General features: G+C 64.3%; 28 protein-coding genes. 15 read left to right on the top strand and 13 right to left on the bottom strand.

Annotated features, from left to right (window positions below; genetic code table 11):
- Window positions 1-66: 66 nt before the first annotated feature.
- From MTX21_RS07690 to MTX21_RS07680, 3 genes are read left to right on the top strand one after another with little or no spacing between them, the layout of a single operon-like run.
- The gene (locus tag MTX21_RS07690) at window positions 67-1557 is read left to right on the top strand and encodes an amidohydrolase family protein (protein WP_280964215.1); all 1491 of its coding nucleotides are present in this window, start codon (window positions 67-69) and stop codon (window positions 1555-1557) included.
- A gap of 3 nt (window positions 1558-1560) precedes the next feature.
- Window positions 1561-2496 carry a GTP-binding protein gene (locus MTX21_RS07685; RefSeq protein ID WP_280964214.1) on the top strand — a complete coding sequence of 312 codons (936 nt, stop codon included), beginning with the start codon at window positions 1561-1563 and terminating at the stop codon, window positions 2494-2496.
- 18 nt (window positions 2497-2514) lie between these two features.
- Window positions 2515-3390: an MBL fold metallo-hydrolase gene (locus tag MTX21_RS07680; RefSeq protein ID WP_280964213.1), complete on the top strand. Its 876-nt coding sequence runs from the start codon at window positions 2515-2517 to the stop codon at window positions 3388-3390.
- Between the two features lie 203 nt (window positions 3391-3593).
- Here the strand turns inward: MTX21_RS07680 and MTX21_RS07675 are convergent, their stop codons facing one another.
- A complete protein-coding gene (locus MTX21_RS07675; protein ID WP_280964212.1) occupies window positions 3594-3839 on the bottom strand; it encodes a hypothetical protein in 246 nt (81 codons plus the stop codon).
- A 216-nt stretch (window positions 3840-4055) separates the two neighbouring features.
- On the opposite strand from MTX21_RS07675, the gene MTX21_RS07670 reads away from it, so the two are divergent.
- Window positions 4056-4514: a cupin domain-containing protein gene (locus MTX21_RS07670; protein WP_280964211.1), complete on the top strand. Its 459-nt coding sequence runs from the start codon at window positions 4056-4058 to the stop codon at window positions 4512-4514.
- Here the strand turns inward: MTX21_RS07670 and MTX21_RS07665 are convergent.
- Window positions 4511-5482: an alpha/beta hydrolase gene (locus tag MTX21_RS07665; RefSeq protein WP_280964210.1), complete on the bottom strand. Its 972-nt coding sequence runs from the start codon at window positions 5480-5482 to the stop codon at window positions 4511-4513. The genes MTX21_RS07670 and MTX21_RS07665 overlap by 4 nt on opposite strands.
- A gap of 121 nt (window positions 5483-5603) precedes the next feature.
- Here MTX21_RS07665 and MTX21_RS07660 point away from each other — a divergent pair, with 121 nt between their 5' ends.
- Window positions 5604-6281 carry a nitroreductase gene (locus tag MTX21_RS07660; RefSeq protein ID WP_280964209.1) on the top strand — a complete coding sequence of 226 codons (678 nt, stop codon included), beginning with the start codon at window positions 5604-5606 and terminating at the stop codon, window positions 6279-6281.
- A 397-nt stretch (window positions 6282-6678) separates the two neighbouring features.
- On the opposite strand, the gene MTX21_RS07655 is transcribed toward MTX21_RS07660, so the two are convergent.
- The 3 genes from MTX21_RS07655 to MTX21_RS07645 all read right to left on the bottom strand — a co-directional run bounded on the left by MTX21_RS07655 (window position 6679) and on the right by MTX21_RS07645 (window position 9298).
- Window positions 6679-7722, bottom strand: coding sequence for an HD domain-containing phosphohydrolase (locus tag MTX21_RS07655; RefSeq protein WP_280964208.1), 1044 nt, complete (start codon window positions 7720-7722; stop codon window positions 6679-6681).
- Between the two features lie 125 nt (window positions 7723-7847).
- Entirely contained in the window at window positions 7848-8180 is a 333-nt protein-coding gene (locus tag MTX21_RS07650; RefSeq protein WP_280964207.1) for a PilZ domain-containing protein, read from the bottom strand.
- Window positions 8177-9298 (bottom strand): DUF2336 domain-containing protein, encoded by a 1122-nt coding sequence (locus MTX21_RS07645; protein WP_280964206.1) that lies wholly within the window; start codon window positions 9296-9298, stop codon window positions 8177-8179. The genes MTX21_RS07650 and MTX21_RS07645 overlap by 4 nt, the downstream gene beginning before the upstream one ends.
- 297 nt (window positions 9299-9595) lie before the next feature.
- Here MTX21_RS07645 and MTX21_RS07640 point away from each other — a divergent pair, with 297 nt between their 5' ends.
- The gene (locus MTX21_RS07640) at window positions 9596-10543 is read left to right on the top strand and encodes an AraC family transcriptional regulator (RefSeq protein ID WP_280970995.1); all 948 of its coding nucleotides are present in this window, start codon (window positions 9596-9598) and stop codon (window positions 10541-10543) included.
- A 63-nt stretch (window positions 10544-10606) separates the two neighbouring features.
- Entirely contained in the window at window positions 10607-11197 is a 591-nt protein-coding gene (locus MTX21_RS07635) for an NADPH-dependent FMN reductase (RefSeq protein ID WP_280964205.1), read from the top strand.
- Window positions 11198-11310: 113 nt separating this feature from the next.
- On the opposite strand, the gene MTX21_RS07630 is transcribed toward MTX21_RS07635, so the two are convergent.
- A complete protein-coding gene (locus MTX21_RS07630) occupies window positions 11311-13392 on the bottom strand; it encodes a HAMP domain-containing methyl-accepting chemotaxis protein (RefSeq protein WP_280964204.1) in 2082 nt (693 codons plus the stop codon).
- 97 nt (window positions 13393-13489) lie between these two features.
- Complete coding sequence (locus MTX21_RS07625) at window positions 13490-13930, bottom strand: DUF1810 domain-containing protein (protein ID WP_280964203.1); 441 nt, start codon at window positions 13928-13930, stop codon at window positions 13490-13492.
- Between the two features lie 181 nt (window positions 13931-14111).
- Here MTX21_RS07625 and MTX21_RS07620 point away from each other — a divergent pair, with 181 nt between their 5' ends.
- Both MTX21_RS07620 and MTX21_RS07615 read left to right on the top strand, forming a co-directional pair.
- Window positions 14112-15062 (top strand): DUF2778 domain-containing protein, encoded by a 951-nt coding sequence (locus MTX21_RS07620; RefSeq protein ID WP_280964202.1) that lies wholly within the window; start codon window positions 14112-14114, stop codon window positions 15060-15062.
- A gap of 74 nt (window positions 15063-15136) precedes the next feature.
- Window positions 15137-15394 (top strand): hypothetical protein, encoded by a 258-nt coding sequence (locus tag MTX21_RS07615; RefSeq protein ID WP_280964201.1) that lies wholly within the window; start codon window positions 15137-15139, stop codon window positions 15392-15394.
- Between the two features lie 57 nt (window positions 15395-15451).
- Here the strand turns inward: MTX21_RS07615 and MTX21_RS07610 are convergent, their stop codons facing one another.
- The 6 genes from MTX21_RS07610 to MTX21_RS07585 all read right to left on the bottom strand — a co-directional run bounded on the left by MTX21_RS07610 (window position 15452) and on the right by MTX21_RS07585 (window position 20649).
- On the bottom strand, window positions 15452-16234 hold the full coding sequence (locus MTX21_RS07610) for an ABC transporter ATP-binding protein (protein WP_280964200.1): 783 nt from the start codon (window positions 16232-16234) through the stop codon (window positions 15452-15454).
- Complete coding sequence (locus MTX21_RS07605) at window positions 16222-17277, bottom strand: dihydrodipicolinate synthase family protein (protein WP_280964199.1); 1056 nt, start codon at window positions 17275-17277, stop codon at window positions 16222-16224. Before MTX21_RS07605 ends, MTX21_RS07610 begins: the two co-directional genes overlap by 13 nt.
- A gap of 6 nt (window positions 17278-17283) precedes the next feature.
- Window positions 17284-18105, bottom strand: coding sequence for a GNAT family N-acetyltransferase (locus MTX21_RS07600; RefSeq protein WP_280964198.1), 822 nt, complete (start codon window positions 18103-18105; stop codon window positions 17284-17286).
- Window positions 18092-19129, bottom strand: coding sequence for an NAD(P)-dependent oxidoreductase (locus MTX21_RS07595; RefSeq protein WP_280964197.1), 1038 nt, complete (start codon window positions 19127-19129; stop codon window positions 18092-18094). Before MTX21_RS07595 ends, MTX21_RS07600 begins: the two co-directional genes overlap by 14 nt.
- 21 nt (window positions 19130-19150) lie before the next feature.
- Window positions 19151-19918: an ABC transporter permease gene (locus MTX21_RS07590; RefSeq protein ID WP_280964196.1), complete on the bottom strand. Its 768-nt coding sequence runs from the start codon at window positions 19916-19918 to the stop codon at window positions 19151-19153.
- Window positions 19919-20001: 83 nt separating this feature from the next.
- A complete protein-coding gene (locus MTX21_RS07585; protein WP_341510358.1) occupies window positions 20002-20649 on the bottom strand; it encodes a TetR/AcrR family transcriptional regulator in 648 nt (215 codons plus the stop codon).
- A gap of 98 nt (window positions 20650-20747) precedes the next feature.
- On the opposite strand from MTX21_RS07585, the gene MTX21_RS07580 reads away from it, so the two are divergent.
- The 6 genes from MTX21_RS07580 to MTX21_RS07555 all read left to right on the top strand — a co-directional run bounded on the left by MTX21_RS07580 (window position 20748) and on the right by MTX21_RS07555 (window position 25411).
- The gene (locus tag MTX21_RS07580; RefSeq protein ID WP_280964194.1) at window positions 20748-21767 is read left to right on the top strand and encodes an ABC transporter substrate-binding protein; all 1020 of its coding nucleotides are present in this window, start codon (window positions 20748-20750) and stop codon (window positions 21765-21767) included.
- A gap of 343 nt (window positions 21768-22110) precedes the next feature.
- Window positions 22111-22800 (top strand): septum site-determining protein MinC, encoded by a 690-nt coding sequence (minC, locus tag MTX21_RS07575; RefSeq protein ID WP_280964193.1) that lies wholly within the window; start codon window positions 22111-22113, stop codon window positions 22798-22800.
- Window positions 22801-22821: 21 nt separating this feature from the next.
- Window positions 22822-23637, top strand: coding sequence for a septum site-determining protein MinD (gene minD / locus MTX21_RS07570; protein ID WP_280964192.1), 816 nt, complete (start codon window positions 22822-22824; stop codon window positions 23635-23637).
- Window positions 23634-23912, top strand: a complete 279-nt coding sequence (gene minE / locus MTX21_RS07565) for a cell division topological specificity factor MinE (protein ID WP_280964191.1) — start codon at window positions 23634-23636, stop codon at window positions 23910-23912. Before minD ends, minE begins: the two co-directional genes overlap by 4 nt.
- Window positions 23913-24052: 140 nt before the next feature.
- Window positions 24053-25126, top strand: a complete 1074-nt coding sequence (locus MTX21_RS07560) for a linear amide C-N hydrolase (protein WP_280964190.1) — start codon at window positions 24053-24055, stop codon at window positions 25124-25126.
- Window positions 25127-25225: 99 nt separating this feature from the next.
- The gene (locus MTX21_RS07555; protein WP_027572193.1) at window positions 25226-25411 is read left to right on the top strand and encodes a hypothetical protein; all 186 of its coding nucleotides are present in this window, start codon (window positions 25226-25228) and stop codon (window positions 25409-25411) included.
- Window positions 25412-25414 lie beyond the last annotated feature (3 nt).

Genomic DNA, 25414 nt, shown 5'->3' with positions numbered 1-25414 from the left:
TCTGCGCACCTTCCGAGCTGATTGCGGGCTTGGAGGGGCCGGCTTTTGGGATGCGGGAGTTGCGAGATGGGCGGCTTGGTGATCACGGGCGGTCGGGTGGTCGATCCGGCCAGCGGGATGGACGCCGTCGGCGACGTCGCGGTGATGGATGGCCGGATCGCCGCGGTCGGGACCTCCCTCGGCGGCGCCGAGCGGACCATCGACGCGACCGGGCTGGTCGTGGCGCCCGGATTCATCGACCTGCATGCGCATGGCCAGTCGATCCCCGCCGACCGCATGCAGGCATTCGACGGCGTGACGACGACGCTCGACCTCGAGGCCGGAGTGCTGCCGGTCGCGGCATGGTACCGGAAGCAGGCGGCGAAGGGACGCGTGCTGAACTACGGCGCCGCCGCCAACTGGGCTTTCGCGCGCATCGGCGCGATGACTGGCTCCAACTCCGAGAGCTCGCTGGAGGCGTTCGGCAATGCCATGCGCGATCGCCGCTGGATCGACAACGTGGCGAGCGATGCGGAGGTCGCCGGCATCCTCGATCGTCTGGCCGAAGGGCTGAACGAGGGCGGCATCGGCATCGGCATCCTCAATGCCTATGCCCCGGGCGCCGGCGTGCAGGAGCTCACAGCGGTTTGCCAATTGGCGGCCACGCATGACGTGCCGACCTTCACCCACGTCGCCTTCATGTCCCGCATCGATCCGGAAAGCGCCGCCGAGGCCTACATCCGCCTCATCGGCTATGCCGGTGCCACCGGCGCGCACATGCACATCTGCCATTTCAACTCCTCCAGCAAGACCGATATCGAGCGTTGTGCAAAGCTGGTGGCCAAGGCGCAGGCGCAGGGACTTCCGATCACGGTCGAGGCCTACCCCTATGGCACCGGTTCGACGGTGCTCGCGGCGGCGTTCTTCAGCGACCCTGAATTCGAGGCGCGCAACGGCACCGGCTATGACTCGGTGCAGCGCGTTGCCGACGGCCGGCGCTTCCGCGACCGCGAGGAGCTGCTTGCGGCGCAGGCTGCCGAACCTTCCACGCTGGTGCTCTGGCACATCCTGGATCTCGAGAACAATGCGCATCATCGCGATCTCCTCGACATCTCGGTGCTCTATCCCGGCGGCGCGATTGCGTCCGACGCGATGCCCTGGACGCTCTCCGATGGCAGCGTCTACACCGGCGATGCCTGGCCGCTGCCCAAGGATGCCACGTCGCATCCGCGCTCGGCCGGCTGCTTCACGCGCTTCATCCGAGAGTGGGTGCGGGAGCGGCGGACGGTGTCGCTGCTGGAAGGCATCCGCAAATGCTCGCTGATCCCAGCCCAGATCCTCCAGCACAGCACGCCCGCGATGCGTGCCAAGGGCAGGCTCTCACCTGGCGCCGATGCCGACATCGTGGTGTTCGACTACAACACGCTGACCGACCGGGCGGAGTTCTCGGCGATGAATCGTCCGTCGGAGGGCGTGCGCCATCTCATCGTCAGCGGTCATCCGCTGATCGCGGACGGTGTGCTGGATGTGGCGGCAAGACCGGGCCGACCGGTGCGCCGGCCCGCCGGCGAGGGCTAGGGTGTGTCCGTCCCGGTTCTGCTCGTGGCTGGCTTCCTCGGGGCGGGCAAGACCACGGTCGTGAACCATCTCCTGGCGCACGCCGAAGGGCGGCGGATCGCAGCCGTGGTCAACGATTTCGGCGCGATCAATATCGATGCCGAGCTGATCACGGGCGCTGCCGATGGCGTCGTGAGCCTCAGCAACGGCTGCATCTGCTGCACGCTGGAAGGCGATTTGTTGCGCACGCTCGCCGCGCTGCTTCGGCGTGATCCGAAGCCCGACGTCATCGTGATCGAAACCAGCGGCGTCGCCGATCCGGCGGACGTCGTGCGCAACCTGATGGACCCCGTGATCTTTCGCGAAGCGCCGCTGGAAATCGTGCTGTGCGTGGTCGATGCGGCGATGCCGGTCGACATGCTGGACGACGCGCTGCTGCGATCCCAGATACGGGCCGCCGATATCATCGCGCTGAGCAAGGTGGACCTCGCCGATGCGACTGCTTGTGCGCAGTTTCGTGACGCCGTCCGTGCGATGCGCCCTGCAGCCGTCCTGGTCGATGCGGTCAATGGCGACGTGCCCGCTGCGCTGCTCTTTCCGCCTGACGTCGATCGCCTGCCGGCGCCGCGCGAGCCGGGGCCGAGACGGCCGGCCGCCGAGCGGTTCGAGTCCATGAGCTGGTCGTCGGACAAGCCGGTGTCGCTACGGCGGTTGCAAGCCGTGATCAGCCGGCTCGCGCCAAAAATCGCGCGGGCGAAGGGATTGTTCGAGACTGTCGAGCAGCCCGGGCGGCTGATGGTGTTCCAACTCGCCGGCGGGCGGGCGACGCTGGCTGCGGGCGGGACAAGGGCCGAGGGGATGCCGCGGACGCGGATTGTCTTCGTTGCCGAGATCGGCGTTCTCTCGCGCGATGAGATCGACGGCATCATGGAAGGGTGCATTGAGACCGGCACCGCTTGAGACGGGAGCAACGCGACGATGAACCAGCTCAGGATCGGCGACATCACCATCGATGCGGTGATCGAGCGGGAAGGGCCATGGCGGCGACCGCAGGATTTCTTCCCGGCCTATGACGAAGGCGTGTTCGAGCGCCATCTGCCGACGATGGAGCCTGAAGTCTTCGACCCCTCGCGCGGCATGATGGTCATCACCTACCAGACCTTCGTCGTGCGCACGCCGCGCTACACCATTTTGGTCGACACCTGCACCGGGGAGGACAAGGGTCATCCGCCGCCGTTCGACTTTCCCGGCAAGGAGCGCTGGCGCAACGAGTTGTTTGCGCTCGGCATCAGCTTCGGGCACATAGACTACGTCTTCTGTACCCATCTCCACATCGATCACACCGGCTGGAACACGATGCTGCGCGACGGCCGCTGGGTGCCGACGTTCCCCAACGCGAAATATGTCTTCCACAGAGGCGAGTATGCCGCCTGGGAGGCGGAGCACGCCAAGGGCAACAATCCGCCCGGCACCGTCTTCCGCGACAACTGCCTGCCGATCGTCGAGGCCGGGCAGGCGCTCCTGGTCGACGACGACTACGCGCTCGACGACACCGTCACACTGACGCCGACGCCAGGGCATTCGCCCTGCCATTGCTGCGTGAACATATTTTCGAAGGGGCAGCGCGCGGTGGTCGCCGGCGACCTCATGCATCACCAGATCCAGTGCCGCGAGCCGGACTGGTCGGCGAAGCCGGATTGGGATCCCAGGCAGTCGGCAGTGTCACGGCGAAAGTTCTTCGCCTCCGTCGCCGATACCGATACGCTGATCCTGCCGATCCATTTTCCGGCGCCGACGGCAGGGTGGATCAAGCCGCTCGGGAGCGCTTTCGACTACCGCTTCAAGCGGGAGTAGGGACTGTTGAACGGGCTTGAACCGATGCCGCCGCCTTACCTCGCCCCGCTTGCGGGGGAGAGCTCGAATTCGATCGTAGATCGAATTCGGGTGAGGGGCCTTCCGCTGGTCCGACTGTCACCGTGATTGTGGATGCAGCGCCTCACCCCAACCCTCTCCCCGTAGGTACGGGGCGAGGGAGCAGAGTGTCGCCGTGGCGCGCCTTAGGCGCTGACCTCGCACTTCTTCATGAAGCTGTTCTTGGCCGCGCCGGCGAGCGGCTTGCCGTCGGAGCCGACGGCCTTGGGCGCGCAGACCTCCTGCTTGCACTTCTTCAGGAACGACGTCTTGGCAGCGCCGGCGAGCGGCTTGCCGTCCTTGCCCACGGCCTTGCTCTCGCAGGTGTCCTCCGCGAAGGCCGAGCCGGCCGCGAAGGTGGCGATGATGGCAGCCAGAAAAATCCGCTTCATGATGGGTGTCTCCCTAGACCAAAATGGCCTGTCCGAATTGGAACTCGGAATCATGGCGCAATCAAGCAGGATCAGCGCTCGCTCTTGGTATCCGCCTCAATTTTTCCGATGTGCGGAGATTGCCATCGCCTCGCCGGGCACGTGCTGCACTGCGCGCTGACCGGTCACCACAAACCTGTTAGCCTCAGCCCATTCCAGCAGGAAGGGAGCATTGCGATGGATGCCGTGACAGGCCCGCAAACCACCGACCAGCATTCCCATCTCGTTCAGCCCCAAATCATGGACTGGCAGCAAACGCGCTTTCCGGGGTGCGAGGCTAAGACGTTGCTGTTCGATCGCAGCACGGGTTTGATGACAGCCCTGATGCGCTTTGCGCCGGGGGCGGTGCTGCCTGATCATGAGCATGTCGGCATCGAGCAGAGCTATGTGATCGAAGGCGCGCTCGTCGACAAGGAGGGACCTGCCAAGGGCATCGCCTGCAAGGCCGGCGAATTCATCTGGCGCGAGGCGGGCAGCCGTCATGCCGCCTGGTGCCCGGAGGGCGCACTGATCCTTGCGATCTTCCAGGTGCCCAACAAGTTCTTCGAGGCCGATGGTCGGGCGGTCGATGCGTCCGGCCAGGATTGGGACGAGGCCTGGGGCCATACGGCTCCGCAGCGGGCGCCTCGCGCTTAGCCGCTTCGAACGCCGCGGGCTAGCAGTGCCTTGAAGTCGGTGCGTGCACGCTGCGCCTCAGTGCGGGCGACCTCGGACGCATCACCAAGGCCGAAATAGCCGTGGATCAGGCCGGCGCCTTCGTGATGCTTCACCCGCACGCCGGCCGCCTCCAGCGCCCGTGCATAGGCCGTCCCTTCGTCGCGCAGCGGATCGAACCAGGCTGTCGTCACGATCGCGGGCGCGACGCCGGCAAGAGACGCCGCGCGCAGCGGCGAGACCCGCCAGTCCGCGGCGTGGCCGGGATCGGCGAGATAGTGGCCGCAAAACCATTCCATCACGGCGCGCGACAGGAAATAGCCTTCCGCATTCTCTGCGCGCGACGGAAATCGCGTGTTCTCCCGCGCATCGGCGTAGCTACCGACGACGTCGGTCACGGGATAGACCAAGAGCTGTGCAGCGAGCTTGATGCCGGCATCGCGGCAGGCGATCGCAGTCGTCGCCGCGAGATTGCCGCCGGCGCTGTCGCCGGCGACGCCGAGCCGCTTCGGATCTCCGCCAAATTCCGTGACGCGGTCGAATACGTCGCGCGCCGCGGCAAAGGCGTCCTCGAACGCGCCGGGAAAGCGCGTCTCGGGCGGCCGCCGATAGTCCACGGACACCACGACCGCGCCGGTCTCGATCGCCAGCCATCGCGCCTGCCTGTCGTGGGTTTCCAGATCGCCCGCGACCCATCCGCCGCCGTGAAAGAAGACCACGGTCGGCGTGGGGCCCGAGCCGATCCGATAAACGCGCGCATCGAGCTGACCGGCGCCGCCCTTAACCTTGATATCCTGCACGGTATCGACCGGTGGCGGGGGCACCGCGGCGCGTGCAGCAGCCAATGCGCGCAAGGAATCGCGGGCGCTTTGTGGCGTCATCGTTGCGGGATCGCGCAGCGGCAGCATCGGAATGATCTGGGCGATGACGGGATCGAGCGGCGCTGCCATGGCGGGTCCTCACAGGGGTTCTTGGTCTTGCTTGTCGGGTAGCATAGATTTTGCGCGCCGCATCGGCAACCGGAGCTCCGTTGCGATGCCGCAAAAGAACGGGCAGGGGAGGTTTCGTCAGGTGGAATTTGAAACGCTGGTCCAGTCGCGCCGCAGCGTGCGTGGCTTCAAAAATGAGCCGGTGCCGCGCGCCGTGATCGAGGCGATCATCGAAACGGCCAAGCGCGCGCCGTCATCGATGAACACCCAGCCTTGGCATATCCACGTGCTCACCGGCGCGCCGCTGGAACAGGTGCGCCGCCGCAACATGGAAGAGATGATGGCCGGCGCCAAGGTCAACCGCGACATCGTCAGCCATGGCGAGTATCAGGGCGTTCATCGCACGCGGCAGGTCGACATCGCAAAGAAACTGTTCGGCGCGATGGGGATCGCGCGCGACGACAAACCGATGCGACAGGACTGGGTGTTACGTGGCTTTCGCCAATTCGACGCGCCGGTCTCGCTGGTGCTGACCTATGACCGCGTGCTCGACCCCGGCGCCGTCTGCCATTTCGATCTCGGCGCGCTCTGCTACGGCATCGTGCTCGCGGCCTGGGATCGCGGCATCGGCTCCGTGATCAACGGGCAGGGTATCATGCGCTCCGACATCGTGCGCGAGGTCGCCAGGATTCCGCATGATGAAGTCATCATGACCTGTGTCGCAATGGGATATCCGGATGACACATTTGCTGCGAACGCAGTGCGCTCGGATCGCGAGCGCAATGGCGAGTTCGTGCGGTTCGTCGGCTTCGCCGACTGAGAGAGTGCGCCGCCCGCGGCGGAGGAGATTATTCTCCGCAGGAAATTTTTGATGCGGACAACTTGTCGGCTCTTGCAATCTCGATTGCGCGGGAGGAACAATATCGGACGTGAAAGGTTTGTTGCTGGCGCGAGGGAATTGATATGCGGCGGCTGGCTAGCCTGGTTCGACGGTTCTTTGGTCCGCGAGTGCGGCCCCCCGTTGATGATGATCCAAGTCTTCCTTTTACACCCGAAGAGTTCGGCCGGCTGATCCGCAGCGGCAAACGCCAGGATATGAAGCGGCTCGCGGAAGGATTGGCGTGCCGGTCGATTCCGCGCCGCGCCAGATACCGGGCCACACACTAGGCCCGTCTCGCAACGCTCGTGCCCTTAGCAGGCTGATCGAGTGCACACGCTCACCTTGTGAGCGCGACGTTCTTGAACGAGGTGAGGAGCGCCTTTTCCAGCTTTCCCCTCATTCCGCACAGAATGTTGTAAGCCTCTTCGCGCGGCATCGTCGGCTTGTAGTGCCGATGTTCGATCAGCGCTGCGAAGATGTCCGAAATCGTGAGGATGCGAACGACGTCGCTGATGCTCTCGCCGCAGAGCGCATCGGGATAGCCGCTGCCGTCGAGGTATTCGTGATGATGCCGCACGGCATCGAGGATCTCGGGCGAAATATCCTTGTGGTCCTTCAGGAAATCATAGCCCGCAGCCGGATGAGTCTCGATCAGGGACCTTTCCTCGGCATCCAGACGCCCGGGCTTGTCCAGGATCGTCAGCGGAATCCGGGCCTTGCCGATGTCGTGGAACATGGCGGCCGAATAGAGCCGCTCGAGATCGCTCCGCCTGACGCCGAGGCTCAATCCGAAGTCGATTGCTACGCCGGTTACGAGCAGACAGTGCTGGTAGGTGCCCTCGTGATGACGCCGCACCGTGGTAAGCCATTCGGATAGCCCGTGTTCGGCAATGCGATTGGCGATCTTTCCGCCGGCTTCTTTCGCTCCATCCATGTCGATCGGCTGGCCGAGTGTCACGGCGGTGAACATCGAGGCGATGGTGGTCGCCGCACTTTCGACGGCATTGTCCGGTTGCGACGCATCGCCTGACGCCGCGGCCGCTGGTTCGGCGCGATCAGCCAGTACCGTCAGCAGTTTTGCTTTGTTGGTCGTTCCGGGAAGGACGAGCGTCGCCCCGAGGGCGTAAGCCTGCGAGATGCAGATGTGGGACGTGTCCTCGACCAAAAAGATGCGCTTCTTGGCCTTTGCCAGCTTGGCTGCCCGCTTCTTGATCGCTGCGATGTTTTCGAGAGCACGCAGGTCCGCGCGGATGACCACGGCGAAAGGCACTTGCGGGAGCCTGGCTTCGGCGTCGAGTCGTTCACCCGCGACGGTGAATTGCTTTTCGAGGATCGAGCAAACGCCTACGAGTTTCTCGGAGGAATCGGCCAGCACATGCACGAATCTGGGAGCCGCGTGGGCCTCGCGGGGACTTCCGGCGAATTCGTCGGAGCTGGGTATGGTTCGCGCGTTCTGCACCGCTGAATGACCCTTATGTTTTGATGCTCTGGGCGATGCTTCAGGGCCTACTTGGCTTCACCCGGCCTCAGCGCGGCCGCCTTTTGTCCCTTCGTTGTCTTCTTCCTGCTCTCAGCGGTGACAAAATGAACACCGGCCATGGTTCCGTCGATCCAGACCAACTCGCACCGCCGGTACGCCAGTCCCGTGGACGACAGCAGCATGAAGAATTCCTTGGCTTGCAGGACATCGAGCGTTCCCTCCACCTCGATCTTGGCGCCCGTTTGCGACACGTCGAGCAGGACGCAGCTTCGTCGCCATGTGCCGTCCGAGCCCATCAGGTTGACGGACTGCCTGTGATCCATCCGCACGCGAAGCGCCTTGCGACTGTCGAATTTCATCGGCTCACCCCCGTTTTTGCGTCACGATGACCCGGATCGCTGATGTTGGCGTTTGCCGTCATTTCGCCCCAACGAACCGTCCATTGGCTGGTCGACAAAAGAAGTGTTTCGAAGATCTGCTGCGCTCGCTCCCGTTCTGCAAAGGAGAGCCGCATGCCGCCCCGGTTGCTGAGGATGGCAAGCGTCGTCTGCCAGTTCAGTCGTGAGGCTCGGCAGGCCATGACCAGCCCTTCGCAATCGGGGGCGGTCATGACGTGCTCGATGAGCTCGATCGGAACTCCCGCGAGCACCGACAGCGCTATGTGAAGGTTGGCGATCTCGCCGCGTATGGCGAAACGGTTGACCGTCGAGTCGCTCAGCTTGCCGACGCGACTCAGTGCGACGATCTCGGGCCTTGCACGTTCGTAATCGGCGGCGCAGGGGCGCTTCAAGCTGATCGGAGCGGGCTTGGGACCCGATGCGGTACCCGGCGGCGCGTAGGAGTCATTCGGCTTCGCGGCCGGTGTCTGCCGCGATGAGGGAGTGAGCAGCTTGCGCACGATCACGTCGGGCGTGCCCGGCCTGAGTGCCAGCGCCTTCGTAATCTCGCCGTCCTGCTCGCCCCGATCAATCAGTATCGCGTAGGCCGCATCGGAAAACCTGGCTCCCGGGTTCTTGATGACCGCAAGACAGACCGTGCTGCTGCCGCGCTTCACCACCATCTCGGTTACGGCGGGTTCGATTTTTTCTCGAGCCGAGATCGCGAGAAGGTGAAGGTCGCCACCGGACGTCGCGACCATTTCAAGATCAGTCGGGGCGAGTGCCTGCGATCTGAGCAGTACCGGGCTCGCAATGGCGGGATCCTCATGCCGTGCCAGCCGTTGCAACGTCTCCTTCGGCGCCACTGTCAGCTCGGAAATAGCTATGCTGAGCTGGAGCAGCGTTTTTGGAGTGACCCGTTCGGTCAGACGAAGGAGAATGCCATCGACGACGTTGACAAGCAGCTCGTGCGGGCGGTCGCCGGAGGCAGAGAGCAGGTGAACAATGCCGGAAACGATACGCGCACATCGCTCGGGCGGGCAGGTCGCGACCGCCTCTTCCAATTCAGCAAGAATTTGCGCAGGCGAAATTGCCATCATGGCAGGGCCTGAATTGAAAACACTTCAGCTATTCAATGAGATTGATTTCGCCGCAGAGTTGTTAATTTGAATTTTAGACCTTGATGGCCGGGGTATTGCCGCACCGTCGCAACCACTGGAAACGATATCGAAATTTGGCAGGCATCGATCCGCCGTCTTGTCCTCCGAGCCGGGGACTCGCCAACTGGTTGAAAGGATCCAGGATGATTCTTTCGGTCGAGCGGGACAACCGAAAGGGGGAAATCAGACCGGTAAGTGCCGGACACGCGTCGTTTCCCGGCGCGATTTCAATTTGCCATGAACAATATTGATGAAACGCCCGGATTGGCGCCAAGGGTATTTCGCTTTTCAGACGTCGATGAATTTCGCAGTTCGATCCGTGGCTTGAACGTCGAATTCACGCCGTTCGTGCGAAGGATCGCTGCCGAGCAGCTCATACTGCACCTGCCAGGCTGTGACGTGAACGTGACGCGGACGTTCCCGCGCGTGGTGGATGGGCAGCTCGTCGCGAACTGCACGGCGATCGGCTTTGCGATGGACGATCACGACGTCCCCATTCGCTTCAATGGTGCACAGCGGGATCGTGCGGTCGTTGTCATCGGCAGCAACGGCTCAGCCTATAATGCCATCGAGGAGGTGCAGCGGCACATTGCCTCAGTCGTCTTCAGACCGGAGGTAACGGATCGTGGTTGGCCGGAGACGAGGTCAAACTTCAGGATCTTCGAGACGAGTATTCCGGCCCTGCATCGGCTGCGGAGGGTGGTCACGGAGGTAATAGCCGCCGCTTCGGTTCCGACCGATCCCGCCGAAGTGCCGCTAAAGGCCTCCGCCATGAAGGAGTCCCTGCTCGCTGCCGTCGATGAAGCCTTCGAGAATGTGGTTTCCGCGCGCTGGACGGTGCGGCCGAACGACGAGCGGCACTTCAGGATCTTCCAGGACATTCGGGCCTTGCTGTCGGACGATCTCTCCCAACCCATCTACAGCGAAGAGATCGCCCGCAAGCTCGGGATGTCGGTTCGCACCATGCACGACATCGTCCGGCGCTATCGTGGCATGAGCCTGCACCGCTATCTGCGCCTGCGCCGGCTATGGCTGGTACGCAAGCGCCTGCTTGCGGGCGCCGACAGCGTGAAGGCCGCGGCACTTGCTTTCGGCTTCTGGCACTTGAGCGACTTTTCCGGGAGTTATCGCGATCAATTTGGCGAATCGCCGTCGGAAACGCTCGAGCGCGGCCGCAAGGCCTGACGCTTGAGGCTTGGTCAAGAAGTAGATTGGGCCCGGGCTGCAGTTTCATGCTAGCCTGCCGGCATGAGCAATCGCATCCTCGTCCTCTACGGTTCCTACCGCTCCGATCGCATGGGCATTCGCCTTGCGAACTTCATCACCGATCGCCTGCGCGGCCGCGGCGAAGATGTCGAGTTCATCGACGCCAAGGCGGTCGGACTGCCGATGCTCGACCGCATGTACAAGGAATATCCCAAGGGCTCGGTGCCCGAGGCGCTCGAGAAGCTGGCCGGGCAGATCCGCGGTGCCGACGGGTTCGTCTTCGTCACCGGCGAGTACAATTGGGGCATTCAGCCCGGGCTGAAGAACCTCACCGACCATTTCCTGGAAGAATGGTTCTGGCGTCCGGCTGCGATCGCGAGCTATTCCGCCGGCCGACTGTCCGGCGCGCGTGCCGCGACTGCCTGGCATGGTACGCTATCGGAGATGGGTATGGTGGTGGTGTCGAGCACCATCGGTGTCGGCCCGATCGCGCAGACTCTGTCGGCCGACGGCGAGCCGATCGGCGAGGGCGGCAAGGCGCTGGAACGGTCGTTCCCGCGCTTTGCCGACGACCTCCTGTGGTGGATCGAAGCCGCCAAGGAGCAGCGCGCGCGGAAGGCGCCGCCTTACTGAGAGACGGTGCTCTAAAGCGCGATGAGATTGGAATGAATCGTCATCGCGCTTTAGGTTGTTGTTTAAGCATGATCTTTTCGGAAAGCCGCTCTCGCACTTTTCCGGATCATGCTTTAGGCCGCCCTGACTTCGCTCAGGAAGCGGTTGAACTGTCCGGCGAGATCACGCGATTGCGTTGAGAGTTGCTCGGCCGCGCCAAGCACCTCGCTTGCTGCCGCACCGGTGTCGTCGGCGGCGCGCTGCACGCCGCTGATGTTGGCGTTGACCTCCTGCGTGCCACGAGCGGCTTCCTGGACGCTGCGGGCGATCTCCTTGGTCGCCGAGCCCTGTTCCTCGATCGCGGCCGCAATCGCGGTGCCGATCTGATCGATCTCGGCGATGACGTCGGCGACGTTGCGGATCGCGTTCACGGTCTCGTCGCTCGCGGCCTGGATCGCCGAAATTTGCTCGGAGATTTCTGTCGTGGCCTTGGCGGTCTGGCCGGCCAGCGACTTCACTTCGGAGGCAACCACGGCAAAGCCGCGGCCGGCATCACCGGCGCGGGCGGCCTCGATGGTCGCGTTGAGCGCCAGAAGATTGGTCTGCTCCGCGATGCTCTGGATCAGCGTGACGACATCGCCGATCTTCTGCGCGCCCTCGGCGAGTGCGCGGGCGGTGTCGCCGGTGCGGCGCGCGTTGTCGACGGCACGGGCCGCAATCTCCGTGGACTGGGCGACCTGGCGGCCGATCTCCGCGATCGAGGAGGTTAGCTCCTCCGTGGCGCTCGCAACCGTCTGCACGTTGGTCGAGGTCTGCTCTGATGCCGCCGCCACCACTGCGGCCTGACTGTTGGTCTGAGCCGCGGTCGAGGTCATCGACTGCGCCGTGCTCTCCATTGCAGTGGAGGCCCGGGACAGGCCACCGACGAGCTCGGTGACCTTGGCCTCGAACGCGCGCGTGAGCTCGTCGAGCACCTGGGCGCGGCGCATCTTGCCATCGTTCTCGGCCTGCTTCTCGGCCGCGAGCCGGTCGGCCCGGATCATGTTGTCCTTGAAGACCTGCACGGCGGCGGCCATCGCCCCGATCTCGTCGGAGCGCTCGGCGCCGGGGATCGCTTCGGTGACGTTACCCTCGGCGAGCCGCGACATCCGTGTCGTCAGGCTGACGATCGGCGCGCAGACACGGCGGCGCACCATCACGACAAGCCCGATGCTCGCGATCAGCACGGCGGCGAGGCCGGCCAGCGCGATGCCAAAGCTCGTGCGCGCGGCGGTGGACGCACCGGCGAGGATCTGCTCGGCATTGTCATAGAAGGCGTCGCGGACCCCGATGATCGTGCCGAGGCCGCGCTGCGAGGCGGCATAGTAGGTTTCGACGTCGTGCTCGTACTTGCCGCTGACGGCGCCGTCCTTGGCGAGCTTGAGCTCGCGGCCGAATTCCTCGACATAGACCGCGTTCATCTTCTCCAGGGCGGCGGCGACGTTCGCAGGCGTTGCCGGATTGCCGCGCAACTCCATCAGCGACATCACGAGCTGGTCGTTGCGGCCCTGCGAGCGGCTGACCTCGGCCTTCTCCGCATCGGTCGCGACCTTTTTTCCGCCGACGAGGTTCTTGTGCACGCTGGCATTGAAGCCGCCGATGTCGCGCAGCGTCATGGCGATGTTGGCGTTGTTGGCCTGGCGGTAGGCGTCGCCGTTCAGAATCGCCATGCGGCGGACCTGCTCATTGAGAAGGGCGGTGACGCCACCATTCAGCACGGCATTGTCGGCGACGATCTTCTTGGCGGCGTCCTTCCGCGCCTCCGCGGGGCCGGCGATCGCCTTGTCGATGGCCTCGCGCAGCGCGGAAAATTTCGAATTGATGGCGTCGATATTGCTGCCGATGGTGTTGCCGTCGTCGAAGGAGCCGGGCAGCTCCTTGCGCAGCGCGGTCATCCTTTCGCGGGCGCCGTCGGTCTGCTTGCGCAGCCTGTCCTGCTCGGTGAGCTGCGCCGGATCGACGGTGGCTGGCCCGTAAAGGATATTGGTGGAGAAGCCGCGCTCGGGATTGAGATAGCGCGGGATGTCGCTGACGGCGCGGACGATCGCGAGCCGGCCCTGCGCTTCCGCGATCCTGTCCATGGTCTGGTATTTCGTGATGGCGACGTAGACGGCGAGGCCGCCGCCGACGGTCGAGAGGGAGACGATGGCGGTGGTCAGAAGCGTTCCGATTTTCATGGGCAGTCCGGGTAATCAATGCTCGGAGAATTATTTTCCACGGACGATAGGTTGCCCTTGTTAATCCCGGGTTTACGCTGGCTCACTGGCGGACGGGTCAGTCGGGTGCCCGATCGCATTTGGCCAAAATCTCCAGCGTCGCGCGGTCGTGCTCGCCGCCGAAATATTTGGCGAGCGCCTGGCCGAAGATCGGCGCGTCCGACACCGCGCCGAACAGCGTCATCGACGAGCGGAATTTGGCATCGTCGGGCGCGCCCAGAATCGCGTTGATGGTCTGCCCCTCGACGGCAAGCACGAGGCTCGTGCATTCCGCAAGGCGCGGGCCCAGGGCAGGGTGGGCGAGGTAGGCCGTTGCCTCCTCGCGCGAGCCGATCGCGTAGCGTTGCGACATGGCGCTGAAGCCGAGGCCCGCCACCTGCGGGAAGATGAACCACATCCAGTGGCTCTGCTTGTGGCCTCGGGACAGCTCCGCCAGGACGTCGTGATAAACCGGGTCCTGGGCCCTAACAAACCGCTCTAGATCGAAAGGATCGGTCATGGGGTACCTCACCGGCCGCGATTATGCCTAACTTTTGGCTCCTGATATGGTAGCTGGTATAGAGTCTCCCGGGTGGGGGTTGGGCACCCCCGGGGGTCGATTTGGGGATCTGATGGTTTCCGACGCCGCACAAGCCGAGAGGCTATTGTCGCGCCGCCGTATTGGGCGGGCCGAGACAATCATGCTGTCTCTCGCTGCGATCGCGCTCTCGCTCGGTGCTGCCGCGTGGATCGTGGACATCGGTGATTCGGCCCCGCTGGCCTCCGCCGCCCTGCCGCCAGCCAATTCTCTGTCTTTCAACGAGCGCTTCACGTCGCTTTCAGGTGACCAGCCCGCTCGCGACCTTGGCCTGCGCCCGCTCGAGCGCTCCGCCTTGAACGCGGTCCAGCTCAAGCTCCGTGACGCCAGGGCGCTGCTCGCCCAGCAGCTCCAGGGCGGCGACTGGCGGTCGACCCTGACCGACGACGACCCCGCCGTGGCCGACGACCCGGCGCCCTCGCAGCGCGCCGATGCCGTTCCGATGCCGCGCTCGCGCCCGGTCCAGGCGGACCTCGCCGCCCAGGTCGCCTCCAGCCAAGCCTACGCCGAAACGACGCCCAAAGTCGACAACCGCAGCTTCTTCGAGAAGTTCACCGACAAGATCAAGCTGGCCTCGCTGACACCGGACAGCGGCCTGTTCCGCAAGGGACCTGATCTCGCCGCGCTCGGCTACGATTCGCGAACGGCGGTCTATGACATCTCGGCGAAGGCGCTCTATCTGCCGAGCGGTGTGACACTGGAAGCGCATTCGGGCATGGGCGCGCTTATGGACGACCCGGATCATGTCGACCAGCGCATGGTCGGAGCGACCCCGCCCGCCACTTACGATCTGAAGCCGCGCGAAAAGCTGTTCCATGGCATCCGCGCGCTGCGCATGACTCCGGCCGAAGGCACCACGGCGCTCGGTCGCGTCGGTCTTCTCACCCACAGTTACATGCTCGGGCCGCGCGGCGACTCCAACGGCTGCGTCTCGATCAAGGACTATGATCGCTTCCTGAAGGCCTACGACAATGGCGAGTTCAACCGTCTGGTTGTCGTGCCGAGCCTGAAGGGGTCGGCGACCGCCTCGCAGCGCGCAACCACCGACTCCTGATATTTGCATATTTGCCTGCTACGGCAGGGCTGCCGTTTCCCCTTCGTTAAGCCGTTCTCTTCCAGAAGCAGCCCATGACCGATCCTTCAAGTTCCGACACCCCGCTGCGCACGACGTTCAAGATCCGCCTGAACGGCGACACGCTGGCGATCGCGACCGTCGGCCAGGCCTATCAATTCCTCACAAATTACAATTCCGTCGAGTGGATGGAATTCCGCACCCTGCATGAGGACGCCGTCGCGGCGCTGGAAGGTGCGGCCGACAACGCGATGCTCGCGGTGCAGGCCACCAACGCTGTGCGTGCGCTGTTCGTCAGCGCAAAGCTGCTCTGAGCACCAGCACATCGTAGCCGGGATAAAGCGGCTAGCGGCTACGCCTGGGCGCGATGTTCACGCCGCGCCCAGGCCCAGCTTGGCATAGATGCGGCGCGCATAGGCGCCGAATGCGTCGGTCGTCTTGAGCGGAAGCGCGCGCGGGAAGGGCAGATCGATCGCGAAGTAATCGGCCATCTTCGCCGGTCCCGCCGTGAGCACGGCGCAGTGCGAGGACAGGAAGACTGCTTCCTGAATCGAGTGCGTCACGAAGATGATGGTCTTGCCGCTCTCGCGCCAGATCCGCAGCATCTCGAGGTTCATCTGCTCGCGCGTCAGCGCATCCAGCGCGCCGAACGGTTCGTCCATCAGGATCAGCTTGGGATCGTGCACGAACGCGCGCGCGATTGCGGTGCGCTGCTGCATGCCGCCCGAGAGCTGCTGCGGGTATTTGTCTTCGTAGCCGGCGAGTCCGACGAGGTTGAGCAGGTCGCGCGCCCGTTCGCGCGCAGCCTTCATCGGCAAGCCGACGATCTCGGCCGGCAGCAGCACGTTGTCCAAAATGGTCCGCCATTTCAACAGCAGCGCTTGCTGGAACACCATGCCGATGTCGCGGGTCGGATCGAACGGGCTCCCGGCATTGCCGATCTTGACGGTGCCGCCGTCCGCGCCATGCAGGCCGGCCAAAATCTTCATCACCGTGGTCTTGCCGCAGCCGGACGGTCCGACCAGCGACACCAGCTCACCTTCCTGCACGTCCATCGTGACGTCGGAGACGGCGAGAAATTCGGCTCCGCCGCTGCGATAGACCTTGCGGACGCCGCGCAGGCTGATGAAGGGCTCAGCCGTCATGCCAGCCATTTGTCCAGGTTGGCCGCGACGAACGCATCGTCGCTGAGGTCGGCGTGCTCGCGGCAGACGCGGTCGATCTCCTCTTTCTGCCCGGGGCTCAGGCCCTCGCTTGGATCGAGGCACCACAGGCCCTGAATCAGGCCCTGACGCCGCAGCACTTCGTGGCAGCCGGCAATGCAGCCATGGAAATTGTTGGCGACGTCGAAGAACGCGCTGTTGCAGTCGGTGACGCGTGCATCGAGCGCGAGCAGATCGGCCGGCACGGTGTCCTTGTGCCGCGCCGCCTTGCAGCGCTCGAACTGCTTGATCGCGCTCGCAGTCCAGACCGACCAGTGTCCGAGCAGCCCACCCTTGAAGTAGGTCCGTGTCGTGACGCCCTTGTCGCGCAGATCGAACGGCAACGTGAGATCGAGCAGGATGTGATCGTCATTGCCCGTGTAGAGCGCGACGCGATCGAGCGCGCCGGCCGCCGCCACACCGCGCAGCACGTCGAGCGTCTTGTAGCGATTGAACGGCGCGATCTTGATCGCGACCACATTGTCGATCGCGGCAAAGCGCTGCCAAAAGCGGCTCGACAGGACGACGCCGCCGACAGCCGGCTGGAGATAGAAGCCGACCAGTGGAATTTCCGCAGCAACCGAGGAGCAGTGCGCGATGATCTCGTCCTCGGAGGCGCTCTTCATCGCAGCGAGGCTGAGCAGCCCGGCGTGGTAACCGATGTCGCGTGCCGTCCGGGCTTCGCTCGTTGCCTGCTTGGTCGGGCCGACAAGCCCCGCGACCATAGCCAGCGGACGTTTGGTCCAGGTCGCGGCGGTCTCGGCGGCGAGCTCCAGCACCGGCCGGTAGAGGCCGACGTCGCGGATCGCGAACTGCGTGGTGTGAACTCCGACCGCAAGGCCGCCGGCGCCGGCATCGATGTAGTACCGCGTCAGCGCGCGCTGATGCGTCTTGTCGAACTTACGCTCGGAAGTGAGCGCGAGGGGATGGGCTGGCAGCACGGTTCCGTCGGCGATCAGCTTGCGGACGTCGCTGTTGATCTGGCTGTGATGCATGATGTCCTATCCGAATTCAGGGCCGGCGACGGCGAACGGCGTTTCGTTGCCAACCTTGGTGGCAGGGCCGAACCGCATGCGCTGGAACGGCCGCTCGGTCGTCCAGCCGGCGGTGGTCAATCCTTGCAGAAACTCCTTCTGCGACGCGACCGCGTCGATCAGGAGCGGTCCACTCTCGGACCGCGCGATCGCATCGACCAGCGTCAGCGCGGTCGCGGCATCATTTGCAAACAACGGGCCGATGTGGCGTGCGGTTCGCCCATCGCGGACCAGTGCGATGGACCCGTTCGCTGCGGCGATGCGCGAACCGGAGCGCTGCGCGAACGCGGTGAGAAGGGCGGTTCGATCGAAGCCGGTGGCTCGTTTGTCGCGCGCGCAAAGTGCATCCAATGTCGCTGGCGCAGGCGGCGGCGCCGCGCCTTGCGAGGATTTTTCCAACTTCAGCCGGCGCAACTGCAGTGTCGGCGTGAAGCCGAGGGGACCATAGACCGCGGCGCCATCGGGCGTCGCGTCGAGCCAGCTCGTCAGGCCGCGCTTCCTCGCCGTCTCCAGACAGGCGTCGACGAGACGCGTCGCAAGGCCGCGCCGGCGGTGACTTGCCGTGACCAGAACCATGCTGATCCAGGCGTTATTGCCGGAGTAGGGCAGCAGCGCTGCCGTTGCGACGAGCCGAGCGTTGTCGCGAACGCCGAACACGACGCCCTCGCGCAGGAAGAAGCGCCAGTCGTCCTCGTTCTGGTTCCAGTGCGCTTCCGTCGACAGCATCAGGGCGGCCGCTGCATCTGCGACGTCGAGCTGAACGACAGGAACGTCGTCAATAGCGGCCATCGCGCACCTCATACTTGGTGGGCTTGCCGAGGCTCGGCATGGCGCGGCCGACCCAGTCCGCCGTCCAGGCGATCAATTGCTCGGTATCGACGACCGGCAGCCCGAACAGTTCGACCGCCTTTGACGTGTCGGTCAGCCACGCCGTCGGCTCTTCCTTGCCGACCAGCACCGGTGCGCGGCCGAACCTCGCACCGAACTTCGCCGCGAGATCGCGCACCGCTAAAATCTCGCGGCCGCTGACATTGATCGGCGAGGTCGGCGTCGTGCAATGCGCAAGGCAGCGCAGCGCCTGCGACGATGCATCGCCTTGCCAGATGAAATTGACGTGACTGATGCTGACGTCGATCGGCGTGCCCGTGAGCACCTTGGTCGCGATGTCGTGGAGTACGCCATAGCGCATGTCGATGGCGTAGTTGAGCCGGAACAGCCGCCCCGGCGTTCCGAATTTGCGCGAGAAATACTCGAACATGCGCTCGCGGCCGACGCAGGACTGGGCGTATTCGCCGGGCGGATTGGGCGCCATGTCCTCGCTCGAACCTTTACCGTCGACCGGGACGAAGGGATAGACGCAGCCGGTCGAGAACGCCACGATCCGCGAGGCGGGGAAGGCTTGCGCGACCAGCGCCGGGACATGGGCGTTCATCGCCCAGGTCAGCGACAGGTCGCCCTCGGCGCCGAACTTGCGGCCAGCCATGAAGACGATGTTGGATGCCTTCGGCAGCGCATCAATCGCGCGCTCGTCCATCAGATCGCAGTTGATCGTCTCAATGCCGCGTGCGTGCAGCCAGTCCTTGACGCTCGCGTCGCTGAACCGGGCGACGCCGATGACGCGGCGCTCGGGTGCGGCCGCCTTGGCGAGGCCGGCCAGTGTCGGTCCCATCTTGCCGCCGACGCCGAGGATCATGATGTCGCCGTCGACCCTTTTGAGATCGTCGATCAGCGCCTGGGTCGGTCGGCACAGGAGATCGTCGAGCGCGGCGACGTCCGGGATCGTTGTCGGCAGCGTCTGGCGGGTGAGCAGCATGGGTGGTTCCTTGTCGATAAGTCACAGCCTTGCGCCGCCGACCACGAACATCCGTTCGAGGGCCAGCACCAGGCCGTAAAGGGCGACCCCGAGCAGTGTCAGCAGCACGACGGCCATCACCATCGCGGGCGTATCGAGCGCCGACTGCACCTGGATCATGAGATAGCCGAGCCCGCGCTCCGAAGCGATGAACTCGCCGACGATGGCGCCGGCCACGGCCAGGATGGCGCCGACCTTCATGCCGGAGAACACGTAAGGCAGCGATCCCGGGAGCTGGATCTTGCGGAACAGCGTCCAGCGCGAGCCGCGGAGGGATTTGACGAGATCGAGCAGGTCGGGCTCGACCTCGCGCAGGCCGCGCGCCGTGGTGAGCAGGATCGGAAAGAAGCAGATGCTGAATGCGATCAGGATGTTGGGCACGATGCCGTAGGAGAACCACACGATGAAGAGCGGCCCGAGCGCCACCTTCGGGATCATGTTCAGCGTCACGAACAGCGGCAGCAGGAGCAGGCTCAGCAGCGGCGCCCAGCTAAAGATCACGGCCAGCGCGATCCCGACGACGGCGCCGAGCGCGAAGCCGCCGAGGATCTCGATGGCTGTTACCAGCGTGTTGGCGCCCCAGGCATAGCTTGCTGTTCCCAGCGTCTGCACCGTCGCGAGCGGGGAGGGCAGGATGAATTTCGGCACGTGGAAGGCGTCGACCAGCACCTGCCAGAGCACGAGCACGGCCAGATGCACGATCAGGACGATCGCAAAGCTGCGCGCAGTGCCTCCGCCGTCACCTGTCACCGACTGCTCCCTGTTGGCGCGGCCACCCGCGCCGCGACCGTAAGCCTAGCCTCGTCCGGAGCGACTTTCAACCAGTTGGTTGATTATGGCCGGAGCGACTGCAGCACCAGATCGACGACATGCCTGCGGCGGGCGCGCCGCGCGGCGCGGCTCGACAGGTCCTTGCCGAAGATCGCCGACAGCGTCGGCGTGTTCGAGAGATAGAAGTAACTAAGCCCCGCAATCGAGATGTAGAGCTGAACAGGGTCGATCCCCTTGCGGAACGCGCCGCCGCGGACCCCCTCGTTGAGAATGTGGGAGACGCTTCGGATCAATGGCGAATGCATTGCCTCGAGGCGCGTCGAGCCGCGGACGTGGCGCGCGCCGCCGCGGTTCTCGTCGTTCAAAAGCACGATGAAATCAGGGTTTGTTGCGAGGTAGTCGAATGAAGCCTCGATCAGTTTCCGGATCGCCTTTTCCGGCGCCAGGCCTTCGAGGTTGAGCTGGCGTTCCTGCTCGCGAATATCGGCGTAAACCCATTCGAGCACGGCGAGATAGAGCGCGTCCTTATCGCCGAAATGGTGGTAGACGAGCTGCTTGTTGACGCCCGCGCGCTCCGCGATCTCGTCGACGCGGGCGCCCGCGAAACCGTGCCGGGCGAACTCCAGGCGCGCCGCGGTCAGCAGCTTTTTGCGGGTGGCGGCGGGATCGCGCCGCTGCGGCACAGAGTCGCCAGATCGTTTCGAGGGCATTTCCAACCAGACAGTTGACAATTCGAGGAGGGGCCTGTTGCATTGGTAGCCTCACATGGGGAGAGCGACAAGCCGGTCGCGGAACGAGGAGAGATGCGATGAAGCGTTTGCAGACGGCGGGCTCGGCTCTGGTCCTGGCCCCGATCTTGGCCCTGATGCTCGGTCTGCCGGCAAGTGCCGGAGAGGCGGTCAACCTGACCCTGAACTGGACGCCGACGGCCGACCACTCACCGTTCTACTACGCCAAGGCGCAAGGCTGGTACGAGAAGGCCGGCATCGATCTCACGATCGAGACCGGCAAGGGCTCCGGCGTCTCCGCCGCCAAGGTCGGCTCCGGCGGCTCGCCCTTCGGCATCGCCGATCTCGCCACCATGCTGGTGGCGAAGGGCAAAGGCGCCGACGACGTCGCCGTGATGAGCATCTATGCCAACACCGGCCAAACCTTCTACTGGCTGAAGAGCTACGGCGTGAACGGCGTAAAGGATTTCCCGAACCACAAGATCGGCAATCCGCCGGGGGATGCGTCGCGGGTGATGTGGCCGGCTTTCGCCAAGGCCGCAGGCATCGCGCCCGACTCCGTCAGCTTCGTCAACATCGGGCCGACGGCGAAGATCGCAGCGCTAAAGAGCCACACCGTCGACATCATCAGCGATTTCTACAATGAGCACGATCTCAAGGTGATCGAGTTCGGCGGCGACCTCGGCTACGTCAACTGGAAAGACATCGGGCTCAATCCTTACGGCAATTCGCTGATCGTCAACGGCGCCTATCTCCAGAAGAACCCGAAGCTCGTCGAAGACTTCGTGCGCATCTCGCAAAAGGCCTTCGCAACCTGTGTTGCCGACGTCGCGCCGTGCCTGAAGGCGCTGCTCGACCAGGTCTCCGGCCTCGACAAGGAGAATCAGGAGCGCCAGTGGGAGCGCATCAAATATCTGATGACAGACGAGTTCACGACGACGAAGTCGCTCGGCTGGATCGACGGCGATCGGATGAAGAAGGACTACGAACTGGTGCAGACCTATCTCGGCATGGAGAAGCCGTTCGACGTCACCACTTCCTTCACGACCAAGATGCTTGATCCCGCCATCAAGATGGATGCGAGCAAGGTGAAGAAGTAGAGGCGGTTTGCTCTCGTCGACTGTCGGGGCAGTGCAGCGCGTCCGGAGCACGGAGGTTAGCTGCGTCGTCGCCTTCAGTCATTGCGAGCGCAGCGAAGCAATCCAGAGTCTTTCCGCTGGGATAGTCTGGATTGCTTCGCTGCGCTCGCAATGACGAGGTTGGGAAAGCTCCGTTTCCTAAGGTCGTCCCGGCCTTCGCCGGGACACCGGAGATGGGGTCGCTTGCCCGTGCCCGCCGGGCCATTGCCGGTCACCCCACGTAACTCCACGGACATAATTAACCGGCCGTTAACCAAATCCGCCGCATCGTTAACCATTCAATAACGGGGACGAGTCGGCCGCCATGACGGCAGCAGCAAAACCTCAACGCCAGATGGTGCGCCTGCGCGGGCGATCCTACGTGGCCTTCGTGTTCGTGCCGACGGTGCCGATCCAGGACTGGCTCCAGGAGATCGACGCCACCATCACGCGCTCGCCGGGCTTCTTTGCCGGTCGGCCCGTGGTGATCGACCTGTCTTCGGTCGATCTCAGCCAGTCTGGTATCAGCCACCTGCTTGCGAGCCTTCAGGACCGCAACATCCGCGTGCTCGGCATCGAGGGCGTGGAGGAGGCGCGGTTGACCCCGGCCATGCCGCCGCTGCTCACCGGCGGGCGCCATTGCGTGATCGAGCCGACCGCGCCCAAGAAGCCGGAGACCAAGCAGCCGACCTCGCTGCTGCTCGATCACCCCGTGCGTTCGGGCCAGACCGTGATCTTCCCCGAAGGCGACATCACCATTCTCGGTTCGGTCGGCTCCGGCGCGGAGGTCGTCGCGGGGGGATCGATTCACGTCTACGGCGCGCTGCGCGGCCGCGCCATGGCCGGCGTCAACGGGCACACGAGCGCGCGCATCTATTGTCAGAAGATCGAAGCCGAACTGCTTGCAATCGATGGGTTTTACCAGACTGCGGACGACATCGACGCCGCCTTGCGCGGCAAGCCGGCGCAGGCCTGGCTGCAGGGGAATACCATGCGAATTACAGCACTGAACTGACCAGCAAAGGAGACATTTCAGATGAGTAAGGTACTGGTCGTGACATCAGGCAAGGGCGGGGTCGGCAAGACCACGACGACCGCCGCGCTGGGCGCCGCACTGGCGCAACGCGGCGACAAGGTCGTTGTCGTCGACTTCGACGTCGGCTTGCGCAATCTCGACCTCGTGATGGGCGCCGAACGCCGCGTCGTGTTCGACCTCATCAACGTGGTGCAGGGCGTCGCCAAACTGCCGCAAGCACTGATTCGCGACAAACGGTTGGAAAATCTCTGGCTGCTGCCGGCCTCGCAAACCCGCGACAAGGACGCGCTGACCGAGCAAGGCGTGGGCAACGTCATCGCCGATTTGCGCAGCCGGTTCGACTGGGTGATCTGCGACAGCCCGGCCGGCATCGAGCGCGGCGCCTCCATGGCGATGCGGTTTGCCGACGAGGCGGTGATCGTCACCAATCCCGAGGTCTCCTCGGTGCGCGACTCCGACCGTATCATCGGCATGCTCGATTCCAAGACGGTGCGAGCCGAGAAGGGTGAGCGCGTCACCAAGCACATCCTGATCACGCGCTACGATTCCTCGCGCGCTTCGCGCGGCGAGATGCTCAGCATCGACGACATCCTCGAGATCCTGGCGACGCCGCTGCTCGGCATCATCCCGGAGAGCCAGGACGTTCTGAAGGCATCCAACGTCGGCACGCCCGTGACGCTGGCGAATACCGACGGTGCCCCGGCGCGCGCCTATATCGACGCGGCCAAGCGCCTCTGCGGCGAGAACGTTGCGATGCACGTTCCGGCCGAGCGCAGAGGTCTGATGGACCGCCTGCTGCGACGGAGGGCTGCATGAGCATGGGTCTCCTTCGGCTTCTCCGCGGCAACAAGGCTTCCGCTCCCGTCGCCCGCGAACGGTTGCAGATCCTGCTTGCGCATGAGCGTGGACTGCGCGGCCAACCCGATCTGCTCGGCGTGCTGCGCGAGGAAATTCTCGCCGTTGTGTCGAAACACGTTACGCTCGATCCGACCAAGGTGATCGTGCGGCTCGAGCGCGGCGACGAAGTGTCGACGCTCGAGGTCGACATCGAGGTGCCCAACGACATCGAACGCAAACGGGCGGTCGGATAGGGGTCCGGCCGGGGTCGTCTGACTTTGGGGTGGAAGACAGGCAGTCCGCTGGCCGCAGCGGGCTGCCTTCATATCCGGCTTCGCCGCTAGATTGCCATCAAGCCATGTTGCGCTCTCAGCTTGTCGAATGGGTATTCGCCATGCTGCAGAGACACTTCGTTCGCCAGCGCGCATTGTCGGCTGGCCTCGCCGCGCTGCTTGCGGCCACGCCCGCGGTCGCATCGGCCTGCACGCGTCTGGTCTATCACGGGGTCAATGGCCAGGTGATCACCGCACGGACGATGGACTGGAGGAGCGACGTCGCGACCAATTTGTGGATCTTCCCGCGCGGCATGGCGCGCAACGGCGAGGTCGGGCCGAATTCGCTGAAATGGACGTCGAAATACGGCAGCGTGATCGCCTCGGGCTACGACATCTCGACGACCGATGGGCTGAACGAGGCGGGCCTCGTCGCCAACGTGCTGTGGCTCGTGGAGTCAGAATATCCAAAGTTCGACCAGAGCAGGCCGGGGCTGACGATCGCAGCCTGGGCGCAATATATGCTGGACAATTTCGCGACGGTGCAAGAGCCAGTCGATGCGCTCGCGAAGGAGCCGTTCATCATCGTCACCGACAACGTGCCGGGTGAGAAGCGGCTTGCGACGCTGCATCTGTCGATCTCGGATGCGACCGGCGATAGCGCCATCGTCGAATACATTGGCGGCAAGCAGGTCATCCATCACGATCGCAAGTATCAGGTAATGACCAATTCGCCGGTGTTCGACGAGCAACTCGCGCTCAACGCCTATTGGGAGCAAATCGGCGGTACTGTGTTCATGCCCGGCACGAACCGTGCGTCGGATCGTTTCTCGCGCGCGAAATTCTACGTCAACGCGATCCCGAAGGACGAGAATCCCAACCGCGCGGTCGCGAGCGTCTTCAGCGTCATCCGTAACGTCTCGGTTCCCTTCGGCATCACAACGCCGAACGAGCCGAACATCTCCTCGACGCGCTGGCGCACGGTCGCCGATCAGCAACGAAAGCTCTATTTCTTCGAATCCGCGCTGACGCCGAACACGTTCTGGGTCGACCTTCAGAAGATCGATTTCTCGCCCCAAGGCGGCAAGGTGAAAAAGCTCGATCTCGGTCCCGACCAGGACCACACCTATGCCGGCGATGCCACAGCCAGCTTCCACGAAGCCGCGCCGTTCAAATTCCTGGGCCTGCCGATGTGATCGGCGTCGGGCGGAACGGGACCGGTGCCTCAATCGTTGTGAGGAACCCGCGGGGAGAACAGAGCGATCACCGCGGCTTCGCCATACGGGAGAGTGCCCATGATGTCCGAGGTCCAGGTCCACACCGTCGCGCGGCAGATGCTGGAACAGCACGGCTTCGCTGCGATTGCAAAGGCGGCGGAACAGGCGCAGGCCTGCGAGGGCCGCGGCGAGGCGGAGGAAGCCAAGGAATGGCGTCACATCGTCGATGCCATGAAGATCATGCGCGGGCCGCATCAGAGCTGACTC

Source organism: Bradyrhizobium sp. ISRA430 (assembly GCF_029909975.1).
In the GTDB taxonomy this organism is placed as follows: Bacteria; Pseudomonadota; Alphaproteobacteria; order Rhizobiales; family Xanthobacteraceae; genus Bradyrhizobium.
The sequence above is the reverse complement of the archived record's forward strand: the minus strand, read 5'-3'. Positions and strand labels throughout refer to the sequence as shown.

Coding starts and splice junctions, on each gene's coding strand:
- MTX21_RS07690 (WP_280964215.1), top strand. CDS start 67: ATGGGCGGCTTGGTGATCACGGGCGGTCGGGTGGTCGATCCGGCCAGC.
- MTX21_RS07680 (WP_280964213.1), top strand. CDS start 2,515: ATGAACCAGCTCAGGATCGGCGACATCACCATCGATGCGGTGATCGAG.
- MTX21_RS07675 (WP_280964212.1), bottom strand. CDS start 3,839: ATGAAGCGGATTTTTCTGGCTGCCATCATCGCCACCTTCGCGGCCGGC.
- MTX21_RS07670 (WP_280964211.1), top strand. CDS start 4,056: ATGGATGCCGTGACAGGCCCGCAAACCACCGACCAGCATTCCCATCTC.
- MTX21_RS07665 (WP_280964210.1), bottom strand. CDS start 5,482: ATGGCAGCGCCGCTCGATCCCGTCATCGCCCAGATCATTCCGATGCTG.
- MTX21_RS07650 (WP_280964207.1), bottom strand. CDS start 8,180: ATGAAATTCGACAGTCGCAAGGCGCTTCGCGTGCGGATGGATCACAGG.
- MTX21_RS07645 (WP_280964206.1), bottom strand. CDS start 9,298: ATGATGGCAATTTCGCCTGCGCAAATTCTTGCTGAATTGGAAGAGGCG.
- MTX21_RS07640 (WP_280970995.1), top strand. CDS start 9,596: ATGAACAATATTGATGAAACGCCCGGATTGGCGCCAAGGGTATTTCGC.
- MTX21_RS07635 (WP_280964205.1), top strand. CDS start 10,607: ATGAGCAATCGCATCCTCGTCCTCTACGGTTCCTACCGCTCCGATCGC.
- MTX21_RS07630 (WP_280964204.1), bottom strand. CDS start 13,392: ATGAAAATCGGAACGCTTCTGACCACCGCCATCGTCTCCCTCTCGACC.
- MTX21_RS07625 (WP_280964203.1), bottom strand. CDS start 13,930: ATGACCGATCCTTTCGATCTAGAGCGGTTTGTTAGGGCCCAGGACCCG.
- MTX21_RS07620 (WP_280964202.1), top strand. CDS start 14,112: ATGCTGTCTCTCGCTGCGATCGCGCTCTCGCTCGGTGCTGCCGCGTGG.
- MTX21_RS07615 (WP_280964201.1), top strand. CDS start 15,137: ATGACCGATCCTTCAAGTTCCGACACCCCGCTGCGCACGACGTTCAAG.
- MTX21_RS07610 (WP_280964200.1), bottom strand. CDS start 16,234: ATGGCTGGCATGACGGCTGAGCCCTTCATCAGCCTGCGCGGCGTCCGC.
- MTX21_RS07605 (WP_280964199.1), bottom strand. CDS start 17,277: ATGCATCACAGCCAGATCAACAGCGACGTCCGCAAGCTGATCGCCGAC.
- MTX21_RS07600 (WP_280964198.1), bottom strand. CDS start 18,105: ATGGCCGCTATTGACGACGTTCCTGTCGTTCAGCTCGACGTCGCAGAT.
- MTX21_RS07595 (WP_280964197.1), bottom strand. CDS start 19,129: ATGCTGCTCACCCGCCAGACGCTGCCGACAACGATCCCGGACGTCGCC.
- MTX21_RS07585 (WP_341510358.1), bottom strand. CDS start 20,649: ATGCCCTCGAAACGATCTGGCGACTCTGTGCCGCAGCGGCGCGATCCC.
- MTX21_RS07580 (WP_280964194.1), top strand. CDS start 20,748: ATGAAGCGTTTGCAGACGGCGGGCTCGGCTCTGGTCCTGGCCCCGATC.
- minC (WP_280964193.1), top strand. CDS start 22,111: ATGACGGCAGCAGCAAAACCTCAACGCCAGATGGTGCGCCTGCGCGGG.
- minD (WP_280964192.1), top strand. CDS start 22,822: ATGAGTAAGGTACTGGTCGTGACATCAGGCAAGGGCGGGGTCGGCAAG.
- minE (WP_280964191.1), top strand. CDS start 23,634: ATGAGCATGGGTCTCCTTCGGCTTCTCCGCGGCAACAAGGCTTCCGCT.
- MTX21_RS07560 (WP_280964190.1), top strand. CDS start 24,053: ATGCTGCAGAGACACTTCGTTCGCCAGCGCGCATTGTCGGCTGGCCTC.
- MTX21_RS07555 (WP_027572193.1), top strand. CDS start 25,226: ATGATGTCCGAGGTCCAGGTCCACACCGTCGCGCGGCAGATGCTGGAA.